Source organism: Zhongshania sp. R06B22, from assembly GCF_040892595.1.
Classification (GTDB): Bacteria; Pseudomonadota; Gammaproteobacteria; order Pseudomonadales; family Spongiibacteraceae; genus Spongiibacter; species Spongiibacter arctica.
The window spans coordinates 396,744-414,597 of the sequence record NZ_JBFRYB010000001.1 but is presented as its reverse complement, the minus strand read 5'-3'; the positions used below and the strand labels follow the sequence as shown (position 1 = coordinate 414,597).

The 17,854-nt window shown below is 45.0% G+C and carries 16 protein-coding genes; all 16 read right to left on the bottom strand.

The features are described 5' to 3' along the window. Nucleotides 1-16: 16 nt before the first annotated feature. The 16 genes from atpD to mnmE all read right to left on the bottom strand — a co-directional run bounded on the left by atpD (nucleotide 17) and on the right by mnmE (nucleotide 17,850). Nucleotides 17-1,414: a F0F1 ATP synthase subunit beta gene (gene atpD / locus AB4875_RS01820; RefSeq protein WP_368374328.1), complete on the bottom strand. Its 1,398-nt coding sequence runs from the start codon at nucleotides 1,412-1,414 to the stop codon at nucleotides 17-19. A 64-nt stretch (nucleotides 1,415-1,478) separates the two neighbouring features. After that, nucleotides 1,479-2,339: a F0F1 ATP synthase subunit gamma gene (gene atpG, locus AB4875_RS01815; protein ID WP_368374327.1), complete on the bottom strand. Its 861-nt coding sequence runs from the start codon at nucleotides 2,337-2,339 to the stop codon at nucleotides 1,479-1,481. Nucleotides 2,340-2,390: 51 nt separating this feature from the next. Continuing rightward, nucleotides 2,391-3,935 carry a F0F1 ATP synthase subunit alpha gene (gene atpA, locus AB4875_RS01810; protein WP_368374326.1) on the bottom strand — a complete coding sequence of 515 codons (1,545 nt, stop codon included), beginning with the start codon at nucleotides 3,933-3,935 and terminating at the stop codon, nucleotides 2,391-2,393. Between the two features lie 31 nt (nucleotides 3,936-3,966). Then, nucleotides 3,967-4,503 (bottom strand): F0F1 ATP synthase subunit delta, encoded by a 537-nt coding sequence (locus tag AB4875_RS01805; protein ID WP_368374325.1) that lies wholly within the window; start codon nucleotides 4,501-4,503, stop codon nucleotides 3,967-3,969. A 12-nt stretch (nucleotides 4,504-4,515) separates the two neighbouring features. After that, nucleotides 4,516-4,986, bottom strand: a complete 471-nt coding sequence (locus AB4875_RS01800) for a F0F1 ATP synthase subunit B (RefSeq protein ID WP_368374324.1) — start codon at nucleotides 4,984-4,986, stop codon at nucleotides 4,516-4,518. Between the two features lie 53 nt (nucleotides 4,987-5,039). Next, on the bottom strand, nucleotides 5,040-5,279 hold the full coding sequence (gene atpE / locus AB4875_RS01795) for a F0F1 ATP synthase subunit C (protein ID WP_368374323.1): 240 nt from the start codon (nucleotides 5,277-5,279) through the stop codon (nucleotides 5,040-5,042). A gap of 43 nt (nucleotides 5,280-5,322) precedes the next feature. Further along, on the bottom strand, nucleotides 5,323-6,261 hold the full coding sequence (atpB, locus tag AB4875_RS01790) for a F0F1 ATP synthase subunit A (protein WP_368374322.1): 939 nt from the start codon (nucleotides 6,259-6,261) through the stop codon (nucleotides 5,323-5,325). Between the two features lie 38 nt (nucleotides 6,262-6,299). Beyond that, entirely contained in the window at nucleotides 6,300-6,719 is a 420-nt protein-coding gene (locus tag AB4875_RS01785; RefSeq protein WP_368374321.1) for an ATP synthase subunit I, read from the bottom strand. Between the two features lie 244 nt (nucleotides 6,720-6,963). Then, entirely contained in the window at nucleotides 6,964-7,890 is a 927-nt protein-coding gene (locus AB4875_RS01780; protein ID WP_368374320.1) for a ParB/RepB/Spo0J family partition protein, read from the bottom strand. Further along, nucleotides 7,883-8,692 (bottom strand): ParA family protein, encoded by an 810-nt coding sequence (locus tag AB4875_RS01775; RefSeq protein ID WP_368374319.1) that lies wholly within the window; start codon nucleotides 8,690-8,692, stop codon nucleotides 7,883-7,885. The genes AB4875_RS01780 and AB4875_RS01775 overlap by 8 nt, the downstream gene beginning before the upstream one ends. A 36-nt stretch (nucleotides 8,693-8,728) precedes the next feature. Then, nucleotides 8,729-9,355, bottom strand: coding sequence for a 16S rRNA (guanine(527)-N(7))-methyltransferase RsmG (rsmG, locus tag AB4875_RS01770; RefSeq protein ID WP_368374318.1), 627 nt, complete (start codon nucleotides 9,353-9,355; stop codon nucleotides 8,729-8,731). Beyond that, nucleotides 9,356-11,248, bottom strand: coding sequence for a tRNA uridine-5-carboxymethylaminomethyl(34) synthesis enzyme MnmG (mnmG, locus tag AB4875_RS01765; RefSeq protein ID WP_368374317.1), 1,893 nt, complete (start codon nucleotides 11,246-11,248; stop codon nucleotides 9,356-9,358). A 367-nt stretch (nucleotides 11,249-11,615) separates the two neighbouring features. Beyond that, nucleotides 11,616-13,502: an ATP-binding protein gene (locus AB4875_RS01760; protein ID WP_368374316.1), complete on the bottom strand. Its 1,887-nt coding sequence runs from the start codon at nucleotides 13,500-13,502 to the stop codon at nucleotides 11,616-11,618. Nucleotides 13,503-13,504: 2 nt separating this feature from the next. After that, nucleotides 13,505-14,386: a hypothetical protein gene (locus AB4875_RS01755; protein WP_368374315.1), complete on the bottom strand. Its 882-nt coding sequence runs from the start codon at nucleotides 14,384-14,386 to the stop codon at nucleotides 13,505-13,507. Nucleotides 14,387-14,413: 27 nt separating this feature from the next. After that, on the bottom strand, nucleotides 14,414-16,399 hold the full coding sequence (locus AB4875_RS01750) for a TonB-dependent receptor plug domain-containing protein (RefSeq protein WP_368374314.1): 1,986 nt from the start codon (nucleotides 16,397-16,399) through the stop codon (nucleotides 14,414-14,416). 86 nt (nucleotides 16,400-16,485) lie between these two features. After that, nucleotides 16,486-17,850, bottom strand: a complete 1,365-nt coding sequence (gene mnmE, locus AB4875_RS01745) for a tRNA uridine-5-carboxymethylaminomethyl(34) synthesis GTPase MnmE (protein WP_368374313.1) — start codon at nucleotides 17,848-17,850, stop codon at nucleotides 16,486-16,488. Nucleotides 17,851-17,854 lie beyond the last annotated feature (4 nt).

Genomic DNA, 17,854 nt, shown 5'->3' with positions numbered 1-17,854 from the left:
GCTCGCTTGCGCGAGCTTACAGTTTAGCCGCTTTCTCGATTGCTTCGTCGATAGTACCAACCATGTAGAAAGCCTGCTCTGGAAGATGATCGTAATCACCGCCGAGAATGCCTTTAAAACCAGCAATAGTATCTTTCAAAGATACATACTTACCTGGGCTGCCGGTGAAGATTTCAGCAACATGGAAAGGCTGTGACAAGAAACGCTCAATTTTACGTGCGCGTTCAACTGTCTTTTTATCTTCTTCAGACAGTTCATCCATGCCTAGGATGGCGATGATATCTTTCAGCTCTTTATAACGCTGTAATACCATCTGTACACCACGAGCGACTTCATAGTGCTCAACACCGATGATCAGTGGATCCAACTGACGTGAGGTGGAATCCAAAGGATCTACCGCTGGGTAAATACCTTTAGAAGCAATATCTCGGCTCAGTGTAACGGTTGAGTCCAAGTGAGCGAAGGTGGTTGCTGGCGCTGGGTCAGTCAAGTCATCTGCGGGGACATATACAGCTTGGATCGACGTGATAGAACCACTTTTGGTTGAGGTGATACGCTCTTGGAGCGCACCCATCTCCGCAGCCAGTGTGGGCTGATAACCTACCGCTGACGGCATACGACCCAATAGTGCAGATACTTCTGTACCAGCCAAAGTATAACGGTAGATGTTATCAACAAATAACAGTACGTCACGACCTTCGTCACGGAATTTTTCCGCCATGGTCAAACCAGTCAGTGCTACGCGCAAACGGTTACCCGGTGGCTCGTTCATCTGACCGTAAACCATTGCTACTTTAGATTTGCTGAATTCCTTAACGTTTACAACGCCGGCTTCCTGCATTTCGTGGTAGAAGTCATTACCTTCACGAGTACGCTCACCTACACCAGCAAATACGGACAAACCGCTGTGCTCAGTTGCGATGTTGTTGATCAGCTCCATCATGTTTACGGTTTTACCAACACCCGCACCACCGAATAGACCAACTTTACCACCACGGGCGAAAGGACAAACAAGGTCGATAACCTTGATGCCCGTTTCTAACAGCTCAGATGACGCAGCTAATTCTTCGTAGGCAGGGGCCTTACGGTGAATTGGCATACGCTCTTTTTCGCCAATAGGGCCACACTCATCGATAGGATTACCAAGTACATCCATGATACGACCGAGGGTTTCAATGCCCACTGGTACCAAGATCTTGTCGTTGGTATTGCTAACATCTAGACCACGACGCAATCCTTCAGAAGAACCGAGAGCGATAGTACGAACTACGCCGTCTCCTAATTGCTGTTGCACTTCCAGCGTCAAACCGCTGTCAGTAACCAACAGTGCATCATAGATCTGTGGTACCGCATCGCGTGGAAATTCCACGTCGATAACGGCGCCGATAACTTGTACGATACGTCCGCTACTCATGTCCGGTTCCTCTTCAAAACCTTAAATAATCAAATTCTGTTTCAGTGGTGAAAGCTATTTACGGCTAGACTGCTGCCGCACCACTCACGATTTCTGACAGTTCCTGGGTAATCGCTGCCTGACGCGCCTTGTTATAAACCAACTGCAAACCGTCGATAATATCGCCAGCATTGTCGGTCGCGCTCTTCATCGCGATCATACGTGCAGCCTGTTCACAGGCACCGTTCTCAACCACTGTCTGATAAACCTGCGACTCTACATAGCGAGTCAACAAACCTTCCAATAATTCTTCAGGGTTGGGCTCGTAAAGATAATCCCAGTGATGCTTTAGGCTGTCATCTTGCTCTGCTTCCAGAGGCAGTAACTGGCTTACAAATGGGCTCTGAGTCATGGTATTAACAAACTCATTACCAACCAGATACAGGCGATCAATTTTGCCTTCGCCGTATGCATCAAGCATGGTCTTAACGCTACCAATCAAGTCCGCAACGCTGGGCGCTTCACCCATGTCTTTTCTCGCTGCTACCACATTACCGCCGTGGCTCTTGAAAAATGCGCCGGCCTTACTGCCTAATAAGCACAAATCAATTTCTACATTCTCTTCCGACCAAGCTTGCATAGCTTTAATGGCTTTTTTGAACACATTGGTATTCAAGCCACCACACAGACCGCGGTCAGTAGAAACTATAATATAGCCGACACGCTTAACTTCCCGTTCAACCATATACTGATGACGGTACTCTGGATTAGCATTGGCGATATGGCCCACCACTGCGCGCATGCGCTGTGAATAGGGTTTACCCAATTCCATACGATCTTGAGCTCTACGCATTTTACTCGCCGCAACCATTTCCATGGCGCTAGTGATCTTTTGCGTGCTCTTGATGCTGGATATCTGGGTGCGTATCTCTTTTGCACCTGCCATGATTCAACAATCCTCAAGCAGAAAAGCTGCGCTTGCGCGCAGCTTAACGTCTTACCAAGTCTGAGTTGACTTGAACTTTTCAACGAGTTCTTTGAACTTGCCTTCCAGTTCCGCGTTCCAGCTACCGCTTTCGTTGATGTCTTTCATAACCCCAGCGTATTCGCTATTGGCGAAAGATAGAATTGCTGATTCAAAATCTAGAACCTTAGCAACTTCAACGTTTTTCAAGTGACCTTCGTTAGCACAGTACAAAGACAGACCCATTTCAGCAATGCTGAGGGGGCTGTACTGTTTCTGCTTCATCAACTCGGTAACGCGCTCACCATTTGAGAGCTGAGCTTTAGTCGCTTCATCAAGATCAGAGGCGAACTGCGAAAACGCAGCCAATTCACGATACTGAGCCAGTGCGGTACGAATACCACCAGACAATTTCTTAATAATCTTAGTCTGTGCCGCACCACCAACTCGGGATACTGATACACCCGCGTTCATTGCTGGGCGAATACCGGAGTTAAACATATCGGTTTCGACAAAGATCTGACCATCAGTAATAGAGATAACGTTAGTCGGTACGAAAGCCGATACGTCACCTGCTTGGGTCTCAATAACTGGCAGAGCCGTTAATGAACCCGTTTTACCTTTTACTTCACCGTTGGTGTATTTTTCAACGTAGGCTTCTGAAACGCGGGCTGCGCGCTCTAGCAAACGAGAGTGGAGATAAAATACATCGCCAGGGTAAGCTTCGCGGCCCGGTGGGCGACGTAGCAACAAAGAAATTTGACGGTAGGCCCAAGCTTGCTTGGTCAAATCATCATAGATGATAAGTGCATCTTCGCCGCGATCACGGTAGTACTCACCAATAGTACAGCCGGTGAACGGTGCGATGAACTGCATAGACGCTGGGTCAGACGCAGTAGCTGCAACCACAACAGTGTGGTCCATAGCGCCGTGTTCTTCTAATTTCCGCACAACCGCTGCGATAGAAGACGCTTTCTGACCGATAGCGACATACACACATTTAATACCAGAAGTTTTCTGGTTAATGATGGCATCGATCGCAATTGCGGTTTTACCGATTTGGCGGTCACCGATGATAAGCTCGCGCTGACCACGACCAATTGGCACCATCGCGTCAACGGCTTTCAAGCCGATCTGCACAGGCTGGTCTACCGATTTACGCCAAATTACGCCGGGAGCAACTTTTTCAATTGCGTCGGTTATCTTCGCGTTAATAGGGCCCTTGCCATCGATAGGATTACCCAGTGCGTCAACAACGCGACCAAGCAATTCCGGACCAACGGGTACTTCTAAGATACGACTTGTACATTTACAAGTCTGACCTTCAGCTATTCCAAGGTAGTCACCTAATACAACGGCACCTACAGAATCGCGCTCAAGGTTAAGGGCCATACCAAAACGGCCACCTTCAAACTCTATCATTTCACCGTACATCACGTCGGTTAAACCGTGGATACGTACGATACCGTCAGATACGGATACTACCGTGCCCTCATTCTGGGCTTGAGCAGACACATCTAAATTGTCGATGCGCTGTTTGATAATATCGCTAATCTCGGATGGATTCAGTTGCTGCATGCTCTGTTCCTCAATCCTATTCTCTTAACGCTCAGGAATTTAATGCTTCAGCGAGTTTCGCTAAGCGACCGCGCACCGAGCCATCTATGACCAAGTCACCGGCCTTCACAATGACACCACCTAGTAACAAAGGGTCGATGGTTGTGTGAACGTTGACTTCGCGTGCCAATTTTTTGCCTAAAACTTCAACAAGACGTTTCTCAGACTCTGAGTCCAGCGCGAACGCTGTCGTCAGTTCCACATCCACTGTGCGTTCTTGGATGGACTTTTGCGCTTCAAACAATTCGCTAATGGTAGAAAGTAACTCCAAGCGCTTATTTTCTGCGAGAATCTTGATGAAATTTTTGCCGCCAGCATTAAACGTATCAGCGCAGACATCTATAAACATCTGGGCTTGCTGTTCGGTTGTCATCGCCGGAGAGCTTAGAAATTTCTTCACTTCCGCTTGTTGGGCGACGGCTGCTGCTGTTGCCAGCATGACAGACCATTCGCCTAACGACGATGCCGCCAAAGCGTGCTCGAAAGCCGCTTTAGCATAGGGTCTAGCTGTTGTGCTTAATTCCGCCATGATCAACCTCGCTTAAAGGCCTGCGGCCAGCTTGTCGACCATGTCTTTATGGATAGACTCATCGATAGATGCTTCAAGCACTTTCTCAGCGCCAACCAAAGCCAGTTTTGAAACTTGTGAACGCAGGTGTTCTTTCGCGCGATTCACGTCTTGCTCAATCTGTGCTTCAGCAGCCGCTTTAAGGCGTTCGCCCTCAGCTCGTGCTACGTCTTTTGCTTCTTCAACAATCTGGCTAGCGCGCTTGTTAGCTGCATCAATAATGCCTGATGCTTCTACTTTAGCTTCGCGCAAATGCTTAGTCGCTTTTTCTTGAGCGAGCTCAAGATCACGACCGGCGCGATCTGCAGCGTCCAGGCCGTCAGCGATTTGCTTTTCACGCTCATCCATCGCTGTGCGAATAGCACCCCAAACAAACTTGTAGGAGAACCACACAAAGAACAGAAAGCTGATCGATTGTCCAATCAGTGTGAGATTAATATTCACGCCGATACCTCTGCTGTATGAATTTGCTGTTGGTGTTTATTAGCTACAGGCAATTAAACTGGCAGACCTGGAACAACAACAAACAGAACGTACATTGCAATACCAACGCCAATCATTGGAACTGCATCAAGCAGACCAGCGATAAGGAACATTTTACCTTGCAACATTGGTGCTAATTCTGGCTGACGTGCTGAACCTTCCAGCAACTTACCGCCCAGGATTGCAAAACCAATTGCAGTTCCCAGTGCGCCAAAACCAATCATCAATGCAACAGCGATCAGTGCTAAACCCATGGTAGTTCTCCTACTTTCAACTTTAAGTTAATAAAAATGTTAATCAGTGAAACTGGTCTTCTTCTTCAATTTGGTGCGCCGTTGCCATATATACAATGGTCAACACCATAAAGACGAAAGCTTGTAGTGTGATAACAAGAATGTGGAATACCGCCCACGCCCACTGCAACACACCAGCGAATATACCAAGTACCAAACCGGCACCAAACATCGTCGCAATCAAGATAAATATCATTTCACCGGCATACATATTGCCGAATAAGCGCAAGCCTAGAGAGATTGGCTTAGAAATCCAAGATATGGCTTCCAGTGCAAAGTTAATCGGCACTAGTAAAATATTGACGTACCATTTTGGGCTATGGAAAGGATGCAGTGTTAACTCTTTAACAAAGCCCATGAAGCCTTTTTTGGCAATGGTGAAGTAGACCATCAATCCAAAGACAGTGAAACCCATACCCAAGGTTACATTTGGATCAGTTGTTGGTACCACTTTAAAGAAGAAGTGCGGGTCGCCTGTTACCCAAGCCATAAACATGGGTATCCAATCAACCGGAACCAAATCCATGGCATTCATGAGAATAATCCATGTGAAAATGGTTAGTGCCATAGGCGCTATCATGGCATTTTTATGGTGGAATCCATCTTTAACAGTCTGATCAATAAAACCAACTATCATTTCTAATAAATTTTGAGCGCCGCGTGGAACACCGCTATGGGCGCGCTTTGCGATGCGAGCAAAAATTAATAGAAACAAAAAGCCGAGACCAATAGACCACAACATGGAATCGACATGGATAGCCATAAACCCCATATCTGATGCTTCCGCACCACTGTGGGCGATGGTCCATATGTCTTGTGTTAGCACTTCATGAACGTGACCTTCGTCGTCAAGGCGTTCATAGCCCGCTGGCAATTTGCCATAGGTCAAATTAGTAAGATGATGCTGGATATAACCAACGGTGGATTGCGATTCACCTGCCATGTGTCACTCTCGTAAATGTTAACGCGTTGACCAAAGTTTTAAATTCTGTTGCCCGGTAAAGCATAGCGGGCAAGTATTACAGCATTCAGCAGCATAACGCTTAGGTATGTCATGAATAGGACAAATACCTGTAAGGGCTGAACCAGTGCAAACGTGGCAGCAAATAAAGCCAGCGTTAACACAAATTTTCCGGATTCACCTCGGTAAAATGACCGAGCGACTTCCCGAGCAAAAGCAGCACCAGCGTAACGAAACACTTGGCGCGCGAAATACGCATTCGGCACTACGGAAATCATTCCCCCGATGACTGAGGAATAGGCCATGACCTTATCCAGGGGAAACAGTATGGCACTGGCTAGTAGCACAAGCGCGCATTGAAAACCGTATATTTTCAGTATCGGTGGCGTTGATATTTTATGAACAGCCCGCGGATCTCCCCGCTCTTTTCCTGCTGTCATAATGCCACCGCTGTTGCCAAATATGGCCGATTTAGTGCTCGTGCTTGTTATCCAAAAATCGGGGCGAATTATAGGGGCTATATGGTTAATGTTCAACCAATTTAAGCGCTTATGACATTAATGTCATGTATTCACCAAATCTATTTAACCTATAGCAATCAATAATTTAACTGTATATCGAGATAATTAATTGCTTGAAAACACTACATCATGGTGAGCATTGTCACCTTGTACACAAAATAAGCTATTTTATATGGTTAAGGATGCCATCGAGTTCATCGAGATTACTATATTTGATTGTTAGGGTGCCGCGCCCTTTTGCACTGTGCTGGATTGAGACTGGCGAACCCAAACGCTCGGACAATGTTTCCTGTAATTGTTTTACATCGGGATCAAGGGCATTCGGCTTTTTCGGTTTATCGCCAATACTGTCTTCCGCTAGCCGTCTCACCAAGGCTTCAGTTTGTCGCACTGATAAGCCTTTGCTAACAACCATGGATGCCGCTGCAGATTGCTGTTCTTGGGCCACACCTAGCAGTGCGCGGGCGTGCCCCATTTCAATATCGCCATTTTCCAATAATTTTTGGACTTCTTCTCGAAGCCCAGTAAGACGCAATAAATTAGTGATGGTGGTGCGGGATTTACCCACTAATTGAGCTATTTCAGCATGGGTTAACTCAAATTCTTTTTGCAGACGCACCATGGCTAGTGCTTCTTCCATGGGGTTTAAGTCTTCACGCTGCAAATTTTCAATTAGTGCCATAGCCGCCGCAGCTTCATCTGCAACGTCCCGAATCAGTGCCGGCACTGAGTCTAAGCCGGCCAACTGAGATGCGCGCCAGCGACGTTCGCCGGCAATAATTTCATAGCGACCACCCTCAATCGGGCGGACCACTATCGGCTGCATAATGCCTTGTGAGCGTATTGAATTAGCGAGTTCTTCCAGCGCTTCTGGTTGCATATCGCGGCGCGGTTGATAGCGCCCACGCTGCATAAACTCTATTGGTAAATTACGCAGGGTTCCATCGGTCGCTGGCGCTGCAGAATCAGGCTGAGCATTATTTGCGCTATCAATTTGAGCGAGATCTACTTCCGGATTTATCGCTACCGGTGTCGCTGAAGCCCCAAGCAGTGCGTCGAGGCCGCGCCCCAATCCTCTTTTTTTAACCATGAATATGTTCAGCCTGTGTATTGGCGCTAATGTCAGTAGCCGCCGATCGCCGTAATATCTCTCCGGCTAATGCTAAATAGGCCAAAGCGCCCTTAGATTGCTTATCATAAAATAAAATGGGCAGTCCGTGGCTAGGTGCTTCAGCCAATCTCACGTTTCGCGGTATTACCGTGCTGTAAACCTTATCACCAAAATGGCGGCGTAATTCGTCGGTCACTTGGTTAGTTAAACTATTGCGGCCATCATACATTGTCCGCAATATCCCCATAATTTCTAAGCTTGGATTTATTAGCTGCTTGACTCGATTAATGGTATTTATTAAGGCACTTAGGCCTTCCAGCGCATAATATTCACACTGCATTGGAATAACGACACCGGTTGACGCCGCTAAGGCGTTCACAGTGAGCATGTTCAATGATGGTGGACAGTCGATCAATATATAATCGTATTGATCAGCAACCACGGCGAGTGCCTCTCGAAGACGAAATTCCCGACCGATTTCATTGATTAACTCTACCTCTGCGGCTGTGAGGTCTTGGTTTGAAGGGAGTATTGAAAAACCGAAGTCCGGAGCCTCTACAATGCACTCTGTGACCGGCTTACTAGCGACCAAGACATCGTAGACAGAATATTCAAGACTACTTTTGTCGATACCACATCCCATTGTGGCATTTCCCTGTGGATCAAGATCAACCAATAGAATACGGCGTTTAGTTGCTGCCAAAGAGGCGGCCAAATTTACGCTAGTCGTCGTTTTGCCGACACCACCTTTCTGATTGGTAATTGCGTATACCTTGGCCACGGGCTTTCCCTTAATTTCTACTTTGAAGCCAATGAATTAGCAACGGCCGAGCACCAACAAATGGCGATCTTCGTCTACATTTGGCACCGACAACGAGTATGAATGCTCGACGATAAAGTGTTTTGGAAGCTGACTCAACTCTGTATCAGGAAAAACTCCCTTCATGGCATATAAGCGGCCACCCGGAGCTAAGTGCTTTTCACAGCCGTTAACCATATCGAGCAAGGAGGCGAATGCTCGTGACAAAACACCATCGTAGGGTTCTTCTGGCTGAAAAAGCTCTGCACGCTCAGAATGAATACTAACATTGAGAAGCTTCAGTTGCTGACGCGCCTCAATCAAAAACCGGGTTTTTTTACCATTACTGTCCAATAGCGAAAATTGTTTATCAGGATATAGAATTGCCAGTGGTATACCCGGTAAACCCGCGCCCGTGCCGACGTCTAAATAACGGTTGCCCTGCAGATACGGCGCTATGCTTAAGCTATCGAGAAGATGCTTGCTGACCATCGCATCTGGATCGCGAATGGCCGTGAGATTATAGGCCTTATTCCATTTCTGTAATAAAATCAGGTAGTTAATCAATAGTTCCGATTGTTGATTACTAACGACTAGGCCTAATTCTGCTGTTCCCGCCAGCAGCCTTGATTTAATTCCTTCCACTCAGGCTGATTTCCTATCTAACAATCCGCGTTTTTTTAAGTAAATCAATAACAAAGATACTGCCGCCGGGGTAACACCGGGAATTCTAGATGCCTGCGCCAAAGTCATTGGACGGGTATCACCTAGTTTTTGCTTAACTTCATTAGAGAGCCCTTCGATAACCGCATAATCGAAATCGAGCGGCAATCCGGTGTTCTCGTAACGTCGCAAACGCTCGATCTCTTCTTTTTGTCTATCGATATACCCTGCATATTTGACCCCGATTTCAATCTGCTCTGTTACCTGATCGCAGACAGGGGAGTCGGGGCTGGCCACTAATGCGGCTATATCGGCGTATTTTAATTCAGGCCGCTTTAGGAGCTCTAACAAATTGTATTCATGGCTCAGCGGTTTTTCTATTTTTGCGTCTAGCGCCCCTGCGGCTGCACTGCCCGGCTGTACCCAATAAGATGCCAAGCGAGACCGTTCACGCTCAATATTCTCGCGCTTATCAGAGAATGCTGCCCAGCGGGTATCGTCGACTAGACCGAGCTCACGGCCTTTTTCAGTTAGACGTAAATCAGCGTTATCCTCGCGTAATAACAAGCGATATTCTGCCCGAGAGGTAAACATGCGATACGGTTCGCGGGTACCCATGGTAATTAAATCGTCGACCAGCACCCCAATATAGGCTTCATCTCGACGAGGACACCAAGCATCGCGTCCCTGAGCGAGTAGCGCGGCGTTAGCCCCCGCCAACAAACCTTGCGCAGCCGCCTCTTCATAGCCAGTGGTGCCATTAATCTGGCCGGCAAAAAATAGACCAGCAACAAATTTTGTTTCTAATGAGTATTTTAGATCTCGTGGTTCAAAATAATCATATTCAATGGCATAGCCTGCCCGGGTCATATGGGCGTTTTCAAAGCCCTTTATTGATCTAACCAAGTTAAGCTGAACATCAAAAGGTAAACTTGTTGATATGCCATTTGGATACAGCTCATGGGTGTTTAAGCCTTCTGGTTCGATAAATATTTGGTGTGAATTTTTATCCGCGAAGCGGTGAACCTTGTCTTCTATCGACGGGCAATACCGTGGACCAATTCCCTCAATAACGCCGGTATACATGGGAGAGCGATCTAAGCCACCACGAATAATCGCGTGGGTTTCTTCGTTGGTATGGGTAATCCAGCAACAAACTTGTTCTGGGTGTTGCCCTTGATTACCTAAATAAGACATAACGGGTCTGGGAGTATCCCCCCATTGCGCTTCCAGGCCATCAAAATTAACAGTTTTAGCGTCAATTCTTGGTGGAGTACCGGTTTTTAGTCGGTCAACCCGAAACGGCAGTTGCCGCAATCTTTGCGCTAAAGCTAATGATGGCGGATCGCCGGCCCTGCCACCGCTGTGGTTGTCTAAACCTATATGAATTTTGCCGCCAAGAAAGGTACCCGCAGTCAAAACCACAGTTTTACTATAAAACCGCAAGCCGATATTCGTTACTACGCCGCGAACTTCATCGTTCTCAACAATAAGATCATCGACAGCCTGTTGGAAAATAGCTAGATTTTCCTGATTCTCTAGGATTGTGCGTATAGCTGCTTTGTAAAGTACTCGGTCTGCTTGAGCGCGCGTGGCTCTGACAGCGGGCCCTTTGCGAGCATTTAATATTCTAAATTGAATGCCACCAAGGTCGGTGGCTTTTGCCATGGCGCCGCCTAAAGCATCTATTTCTTTAACTAGGTGACTCTTACCAATCCCCCCAATAGCAGGGTTACAGGACATTTGCCCTAGAGTTTCAATATTGTGGGTGAGTAATAGCGTGGCACAACCCATGCGTGCGGCGGCAAGCGCAGCTTCCGTACCGGCATGACCACCGCCGATAACAATAACATCGTAGCTTTGCGGATAATCCACGAAACACCTGAGAATGAGTTTGAATGAAGACGCGAAATTATACGTGGATCTATCAGTCCTGCAATGAATTGGTGAATTTTTAATCAAGTATGTTTATCTAATTATGTATATACATATATAGTTTTTATATCTTAGTTACTTATATTAAATATAGTTATTAAGAAACGGTATTTTGTTGATAACTTAGTTAAATGTATGATTAATAGGGTTTTATCTCAATGATAAGTAGGTCTTTTATCCACATATAAGGTGTCAAAATCATGGGTAGGGACGGTGGATGGAATGTGGATAACTTAGCGTGTTTTTTTTACCTGTGGGTAAGTGTCTATATTAAGAGTGTTTATCCACATCCTTAGCTAATGTTTACCTACTCTACGTGGCTTAGCCAATAACTGACTTTTTCCTTTAAAAGACTCAGTGATACAGGCTTGCTTAAGAAGTCATTCATTCCAATAGAGAAGCAGCGCTCTTTGTCTTCTTGGACGTTATTTGCGGTGAGCGCAATAATAGGCAGAGACTTGAAACCTGTTAGTAGACGTATTTGTCTGCTGGCCTCATAGCCGTCCATTACAGGCATTTGTAGGTCCATTAAGACGATATCGATTGGTTGGCGCTGTAATTCGATCAAGCACTCCTTGCCATTGTTTGCAGTGATTGCGGTCATATTCCAACGCTTTACGATGTTGGCTACTAGCATTTGGTTGACGGGGTTGTCTTCGACAATAAGGACTCTTTTACCGAGAAGAATATTTTGAGGGGTGACGATAGAGTCTTCAATTTGTTGTGATTCGTACTGACATTCCAAATGGATAGTAAATTGTGTGCCCTCGCCAAGTTTACTATTCATCGTCAAATCTGCATTCATTAGCTCACATAGGCGCTTTACAATAGCGAGACCTAAACCGGATCCACCGTAGCGCCGTTGATTTGATCCATCAGCTTGTCTGAAGCTGTCGAAAATAATAGCTTGATCCGAAGCGGCAATACCGATGCCGGTGTCAGTAACACAGAGTGTTAAACATAAATGCTCTTGGTCACGCTTTTCGCTAGACAAGGTAATGGTGACGCTTCCACTGTGAGTGAATTTAACAGCGTTGGAAACCAGATTTAGGATGATTTGTCGAACACGTACATCGTCGAGGTAAACTTTTACTGATTCTAACTCTGGGGTAATACTGTAATTGAAGTCGATGCCGCTCTTCTTGGCTTCATATTCAAGCGGCGTGAGTATTACATCAAATAATGAAGCTGGTGAACAAAGGCGCTTTTCTAGTTCAAGATCGCCTTTTTCAATTTTGGAAAAATCAAGAATATCATTAACAATATTTAGAAGATGCTCACTTGAATTTATAGCAATGTCGATATAATTACTTTGTTCTGAGTTTATGTCTGTCGTTGATAACAGTTGCAGCATTCCCAGGGCGCCGTTCATTGGTGTTCTTAGTTCATGCGTCATTGTTGCCAGAAAAAGACTTTTCGCTTTATTAGCTTCGTCTGCAGCTGTTTTTGCGGACTGTAGTTCTGCGAAGCGGTGTTCGAGTTCTTTTTGTTGGCTATCTAAACTCTTGGCCATTTCATTTATATGATTTTGTAGTTCACCGAGCTCACCTTCACCCTCCACATTAAGGCGGCTGCTAAGATTTCCGGCTGCTATATTTTTTGTAAAAATATTAATTTCGGCCAGCGGCTTTGATAACCGACGACTTATAATCCAAGCTAGAATAATACAAAAGAAAATAGATAATGCAGCAATTGAGGTAGAAACTAGGATGATTCTACTTTGTAGTTTAGATAACTGTTTTTTAGAATTTTCAATAGTAACAAAACCAATCTCTTTTCGTGATTTGTCACTGTTACTTCCTTCGCCAGTAAAAGAGTCACTGATGTTTATGCTACTTTGAAATATGGGTACGGTGATTATGTTGATATGTTTATATGGCTTATTATTATATTTTAAATTAATGGTTTTTTTTGTTATTGAATTAAAAACGGTTATAGCAAGTATGTCTTTTGTCAAAGCCGATTTCATAATGTATTTAAGCTGTGCTTCGTTGCCGCTAATAATGGCAAGTTCGCTAGAGGCTGCAATATTTTCTGCTATTTTGGTAGTAATTTCTCTTTGGTTGATGGCGGCATCGTTAAGGCGCGTGACAAGTGAATATGTAAACAAGGAAAAGAAGACTAATAGAGCAGGTGAAATTCCGGCAATTAGTATTTGCCGAAAGAGAGTGTTTTTTCCTAACTTAATAAGCATAATTATTGTATTTCCCCGTCGGGTATGAGCATTCTTAATTCTTCTTCTGACGGAATATTAAGACCGAGGGATTCTGCAACACTGTAATTTATTTTCACTGAAAAGTTACTCGGGTATTGTGAGGGCGGCAACTTTTTGGTTGTTATATATTGATTCACCATTTTTATAATATCTAATGTGTATTGATCAGGTGTCGATAATACCGTTCCCAGTGCGCCCGCATTAACAAAACCTTCAGTCGGTCCAATAACGAGTGTTTGATGTCGATAACTGCTAAGTAAAATAGAACGAATAGTGTCTGAGTTATATATGTTATTTTCAGCGGTGCTTAGGAGTACGTCATTTTTCTGTATTATCTTGTTAATAGATCTAATAATATTTACATTATCAATTTCTCTAATATTAATTTTCATGGAAGAGAAAGTATTACTAAGGTCGTCTAATATTTTTTCATATTTTTTATTTTGATAGGCAATTCCTAGTTGTATCGGCTTGCCATTAAAGATGGCTTCTATGAGAGAGACTTGTCTAAATAGAGGTTGGTCTGAAAAAAGTGCAGCAGTGTTTTCAATATCTTTATCAAGATATTCAAGTGAGTTTACGTAAAGTGCGAATTTTGCTTTATAACGATTATCGGATAATAGCGGGAGTAATTTCTCGGATACGATGATTAAGATGTCACCTTTGGCATCATCTTCGGGTGGTGTGTTTATATAAGAGTTAACGGTAAAGTAGGGATTGTTAGCGATGTTTTTTGATAAAACATTTAATGTGTTATTTTTTACAGGCAGTATGAGATCAACGATAATTTCATCATCGCTAAAGGCCAAGGTTGATACCAAAATCAACGCTGTTATTGCTAGCCCGTAAAGTCGTTTTACCAAGAGGCTAATCCCTGACCCTGGTAGATACTAGTATCGAAAATTTATTCCAATAAATTGACGAAGATCGTTGGTGTATATATTGCTACTGAGCAGCTCACTGTCTTCGTCATGTCTATATTGGCCCGAGTACGATATTTCTATTTCGCTATCTGAAAAATTTACTATCTTAGATAGTCGTATATCACTGCGAGAATATTTATTCTGGGAAGTACCTATTGACCGCGCATAGTATTGTAGGAATGAGATTTGAATATTGTTATTGCTGCGATAGCTTATGAGCGCGCTACCTGAATTTTTTGGTGTAAAACTGGTTTCAGTACTTGGTGTAAAGGAAAGATCACTGTTGCTATATGCCTTACTCTTTATGTAAGCATAACTAATGTGGACTAACCATTTTCTATTTGGCCTATAGTCAATTTCGGTTTCAATGCCTGATTGGGTCAAGTTCCCGCTATTAACGGGATTGAATCTTTCGAGGGCTATTGAATTTGATATTAGCTGATTCAACTTATCATGAAATATTTTTACATCCCATTGTAGGTGGTATTTATTGAAGTTTCCGTAGTAGCCTATTTCTCTTGATTCTATTTTTTCAGGTTTGACGTTGGGGTTACCTTTTGCAGTTATTAGAAGTATACCCTCTGTTTCGCCGTTTGATGCTGGCCTCACATTCCGTGCGGTATATGTCCAGTTTGCGGATGTTTCCAATAAATCCGGGGTTCGTATTGCTTCAGAATAAATAGCTCTAAAACTACTATTTTTATTTACATGATAGTGGGCAGCAATCCGAGGCGAAAAGTTCTTGCCGACGTCTTGCTCATATTCGTATGATCCGCCGGTATTGATTGTAAATTTATCCGTTATATTTTTTTCAATATTAAAAAATAGCTGGTAGTTATTACTCGTGATTGTCCTGCCATAGTAAGTTTCTGATGATACCCGCGATCTTCTTAGGTGGACACCGGCGACTGTCTTCAGGCTGTCGCTCCATATATAGGTGTCTTGCAAATCGACGTCTGTTCTACTGCTGCGTAAATCTTCATTGGCGTCGCCGCGTACAAGTAGTGATGGGTTATCGTCTAGACCGATGAAGGAAGGCGGTAATTCTGCAGTCCAACGGCGTATTTGTTTTTGGGCCGAAAAATCATATTGCAGGGCTAATTGATGGACAGCGGAGAACCCTTTTTCTATTTGCGCTGACAAATAGTAATCGTCGGTTTCTGCATATGGTTGTGTTACGTCTTCGTCAGCAAGGTCATCAGTGATCTCACCTGACTTATATCCAACACCCACGCTAATGGCGTAATCATCAATAAGGGTTTCGTAACGGGTATTGAAAAGCTGGTTCGATTTACTATCTAAACGTTCGTCACCGTTTCTGTCTACATCGAAGCCGTCGTCGTGATTACTGGCTATAGTAAATCGGAGCGTGCCGTTCAGGAATTCATTAGCGTGGCTGAGTCGGTAGTTTTCGGTATTTTCCGTGCCTCTGAGAATATTAACTTCATATTCGTTTATATCGCTTGGATGTCGAGTAATAATATTAATGACACCTAGAAAGGCGTTGGCACCGTAACTTGCGCTGGAAGGCCCGCGCACTACCTCGATTCGCTCGATGTCTTGTATGGTGATGGGTATGTCGTTCCAGTCAACCGTAGCTAATCCTGACTGATACACAGATCGTCCGTCGATGAGGACTTGCATGCGACGGGAATCCCGGTAATTCGTGCCGTGATAACTCACTACATAATTCCACCCGTCTCTAGCGCCCACAGAGGTGCCAGGTATCAGACGAAATAGTTCCGGGATATCCCTTAGGCCAGAAGCCGTGATCATATCCCGGTCAATGACGCTCACACTGGCAGGGACTTCGCTGCGGTTCTGTTTAAGCCTAGCGGGGGTGAGTACGACGGGAAGTTCGTCGGGATTCCATAAGCTCGCGGTGACGGGAGCGCAAAGCGAGAAGGTAACGGCGCAGATAGTAAGGCTACGTGTTAGGGTAAGTCGGTGCATCGGCAATCCTTTGGTATGCTGTAACGACTTTAAGTGTAGCCTTTATTGCGCATTATTCGCTATTGAAGATGTGTATCGTGGGGGCATTATTTTCCGATACAGAAACTGGAGAAAATACGCCCGAGAAGATCGTCTGAACTAAATTCGCCGGTAATCTCGGCAAGAGAATTTTGTGCTAAGCGTAGTTCTTCTGCTAAAAGCTCTCCGGCGTTGTATGTCAGTAGCTGTTGTTCGCCGGTTAGAATATGGCTGCGGCCTTGCTCTAAGGCTTCAATGTGGCGGCGACGGGCAATAAAGGGGGTATCACCGCCGTCGTAGCCGACGCAAGATTTTAAATGTTCTCTTAGGGTATCAATGCCCTGATTGTGCTTCGCTGAAAGGTAAACGCGGCTTATCGCATCGTCCTGTAATCCAGCTGTTTGACCTGTTAAATCGCATTTATTGTAGATCAGACTTATTTTCTTTTGTTTTACAAACACATCAAATTCCGGCGGAATAATTGGTTCGTCGGTCATTATATTTTTGCTGTCGATGACAAGCAGTATACGATCAGCTTGGCTTATTTCCGTCCAGGCGCGTTTTATACCTTCTATTTCCACGGGATCTTCGCTATCACGCAAGCCGGCGGTGTCTATGATATGTAGCGGCATACCGTCGATTAAAATGTTTTCTCGTAATACATCTCTGGTGGTACCCGCGATATCCGTGACAATGGCAGATTCTCGTCCAGCTAAGGCGTTCAGCAAGCTAGATTTCCCCGCATTGGGTTTTCCTGCGATGACGACTGTCATGCCCTCGCGGAGTATGCTGCCTTGCTTTGCTGAGTTAAAGACGGTTTCGAGATGGAGCTTAATACTTTGGAGTTCGCTGGCGACTCGCCCATCGCTAATGAAATCGATTTCCTCCTCTGGGAAATCTATTGCGGCCTCGACGTAAATCCTTAGCATGGTGATAGCTTCTACTAGGGAATTTATTTCCTTACTGAATGCTCCTTCCAAAGAGCGTAGGGCTTGTCTTGCCGCTTGTTCAGACGCGCTGTCAATTAAGTCCGCTATGGCTTCTGCCTGGGCCAGATCTATTTTGTTGTTTAGAAATGCACGCTCTGAAAATTCACCTGGCCTTGCCATTCTGGCGCCTTGGTTTATCACCGTGCGCAACAAGCAGTCGAGTATAACTGGGCCACCGTGACCTTGCAGTTCTAGGACATCTTCGCCCGTAAACGAGTTCGGTCCGGGGAAGAATAAGGCGATACCTTGATCTATGGTTGCGGTGCCGCTTGGGGTAGTTTCTAGAAAGTTACCGTAGTGGGCATGGCGGGGAGTTAATTGTTTTACAGCGAGCATTGCGCGGGCAATATCTTGACACTTGGGGCCAGAGATACGGACGATACCAACGCCACCTTTTCCGGGTGGCGTGGCGATAGCGGCAATGGTGTCAGTAGAGTAATCCACTGTG

Bases quoted from the DNA above. Each gene is read 5' to 3' on its own strand.
- atpD (WP_368374328.1), bottom strand. From the start codon at position 1,414: ATGAGTAGCGGACGTATCGTACAAGTTATCGGCGCCGTTATCGACGTG.
- AB4875_RS01750 (WP_368374314.1), bottom strand. From the start codon at position 16,399: ATGCACCGACTTACCCTAACACGTAGCCTTACTATCTGCGCCGTTACC.
- atpG (WP_368374327.1), bottom strand. From the start codon at position 2,339: ATGGCAGGTGCAAAAGAGATACGCACCCAGATATCCAGCATCAAGAGC.
- atpA (WP_368374326.1), bottom strand. From the start codon at position 3,935: ATGCAGCAACTGAATCCATCCGAGATTAGCGATATTATCAAACAGCGC.
- atpB (WP_368374322.1), bottom strand. From the start codon at position 6,261: ATGGCAGGTGAATCGCAATCCACCGTTGGTTATATCCAGCATCATCTT.
- atpE (WP_368374323.1), bottom strand. From the start codon at position 5,279: ATGGGTTTAGCACTGATCGCTGTTGCATTGATGATTGGTTTTGGCGCA.
- AB4875_RS01760 (WP_368374316.1), bottom strand. From the start codon at position 13,502: ATGCTTATTAAGTTAGGAAAAAACACTCTCTTTCGGCAAATACTAATT.
- AB4875_RS01780 (WP_368374320.1), bottom strand. From the start codon at position 7,890: ATGGTTAAAAAAAGAGGATTGGGGCGCGGCCTCGACGCACTGCTTGGG.
- AB4875_RS01805 (WP_368374325.1), bottom strand. From the start codon at position 4,503: ATGGCGGAATTAAGCACAACAGCTAGACCCTATGCTAAAGCGGCTTTC.
- AB4875_RS01785 (WP_368374321.1), bottom strand. From the start codon at position 6,719: ATGACAGCAGGAAAAGAGCGGGGAGATCCGCGGGCTGTTCATAAAATA.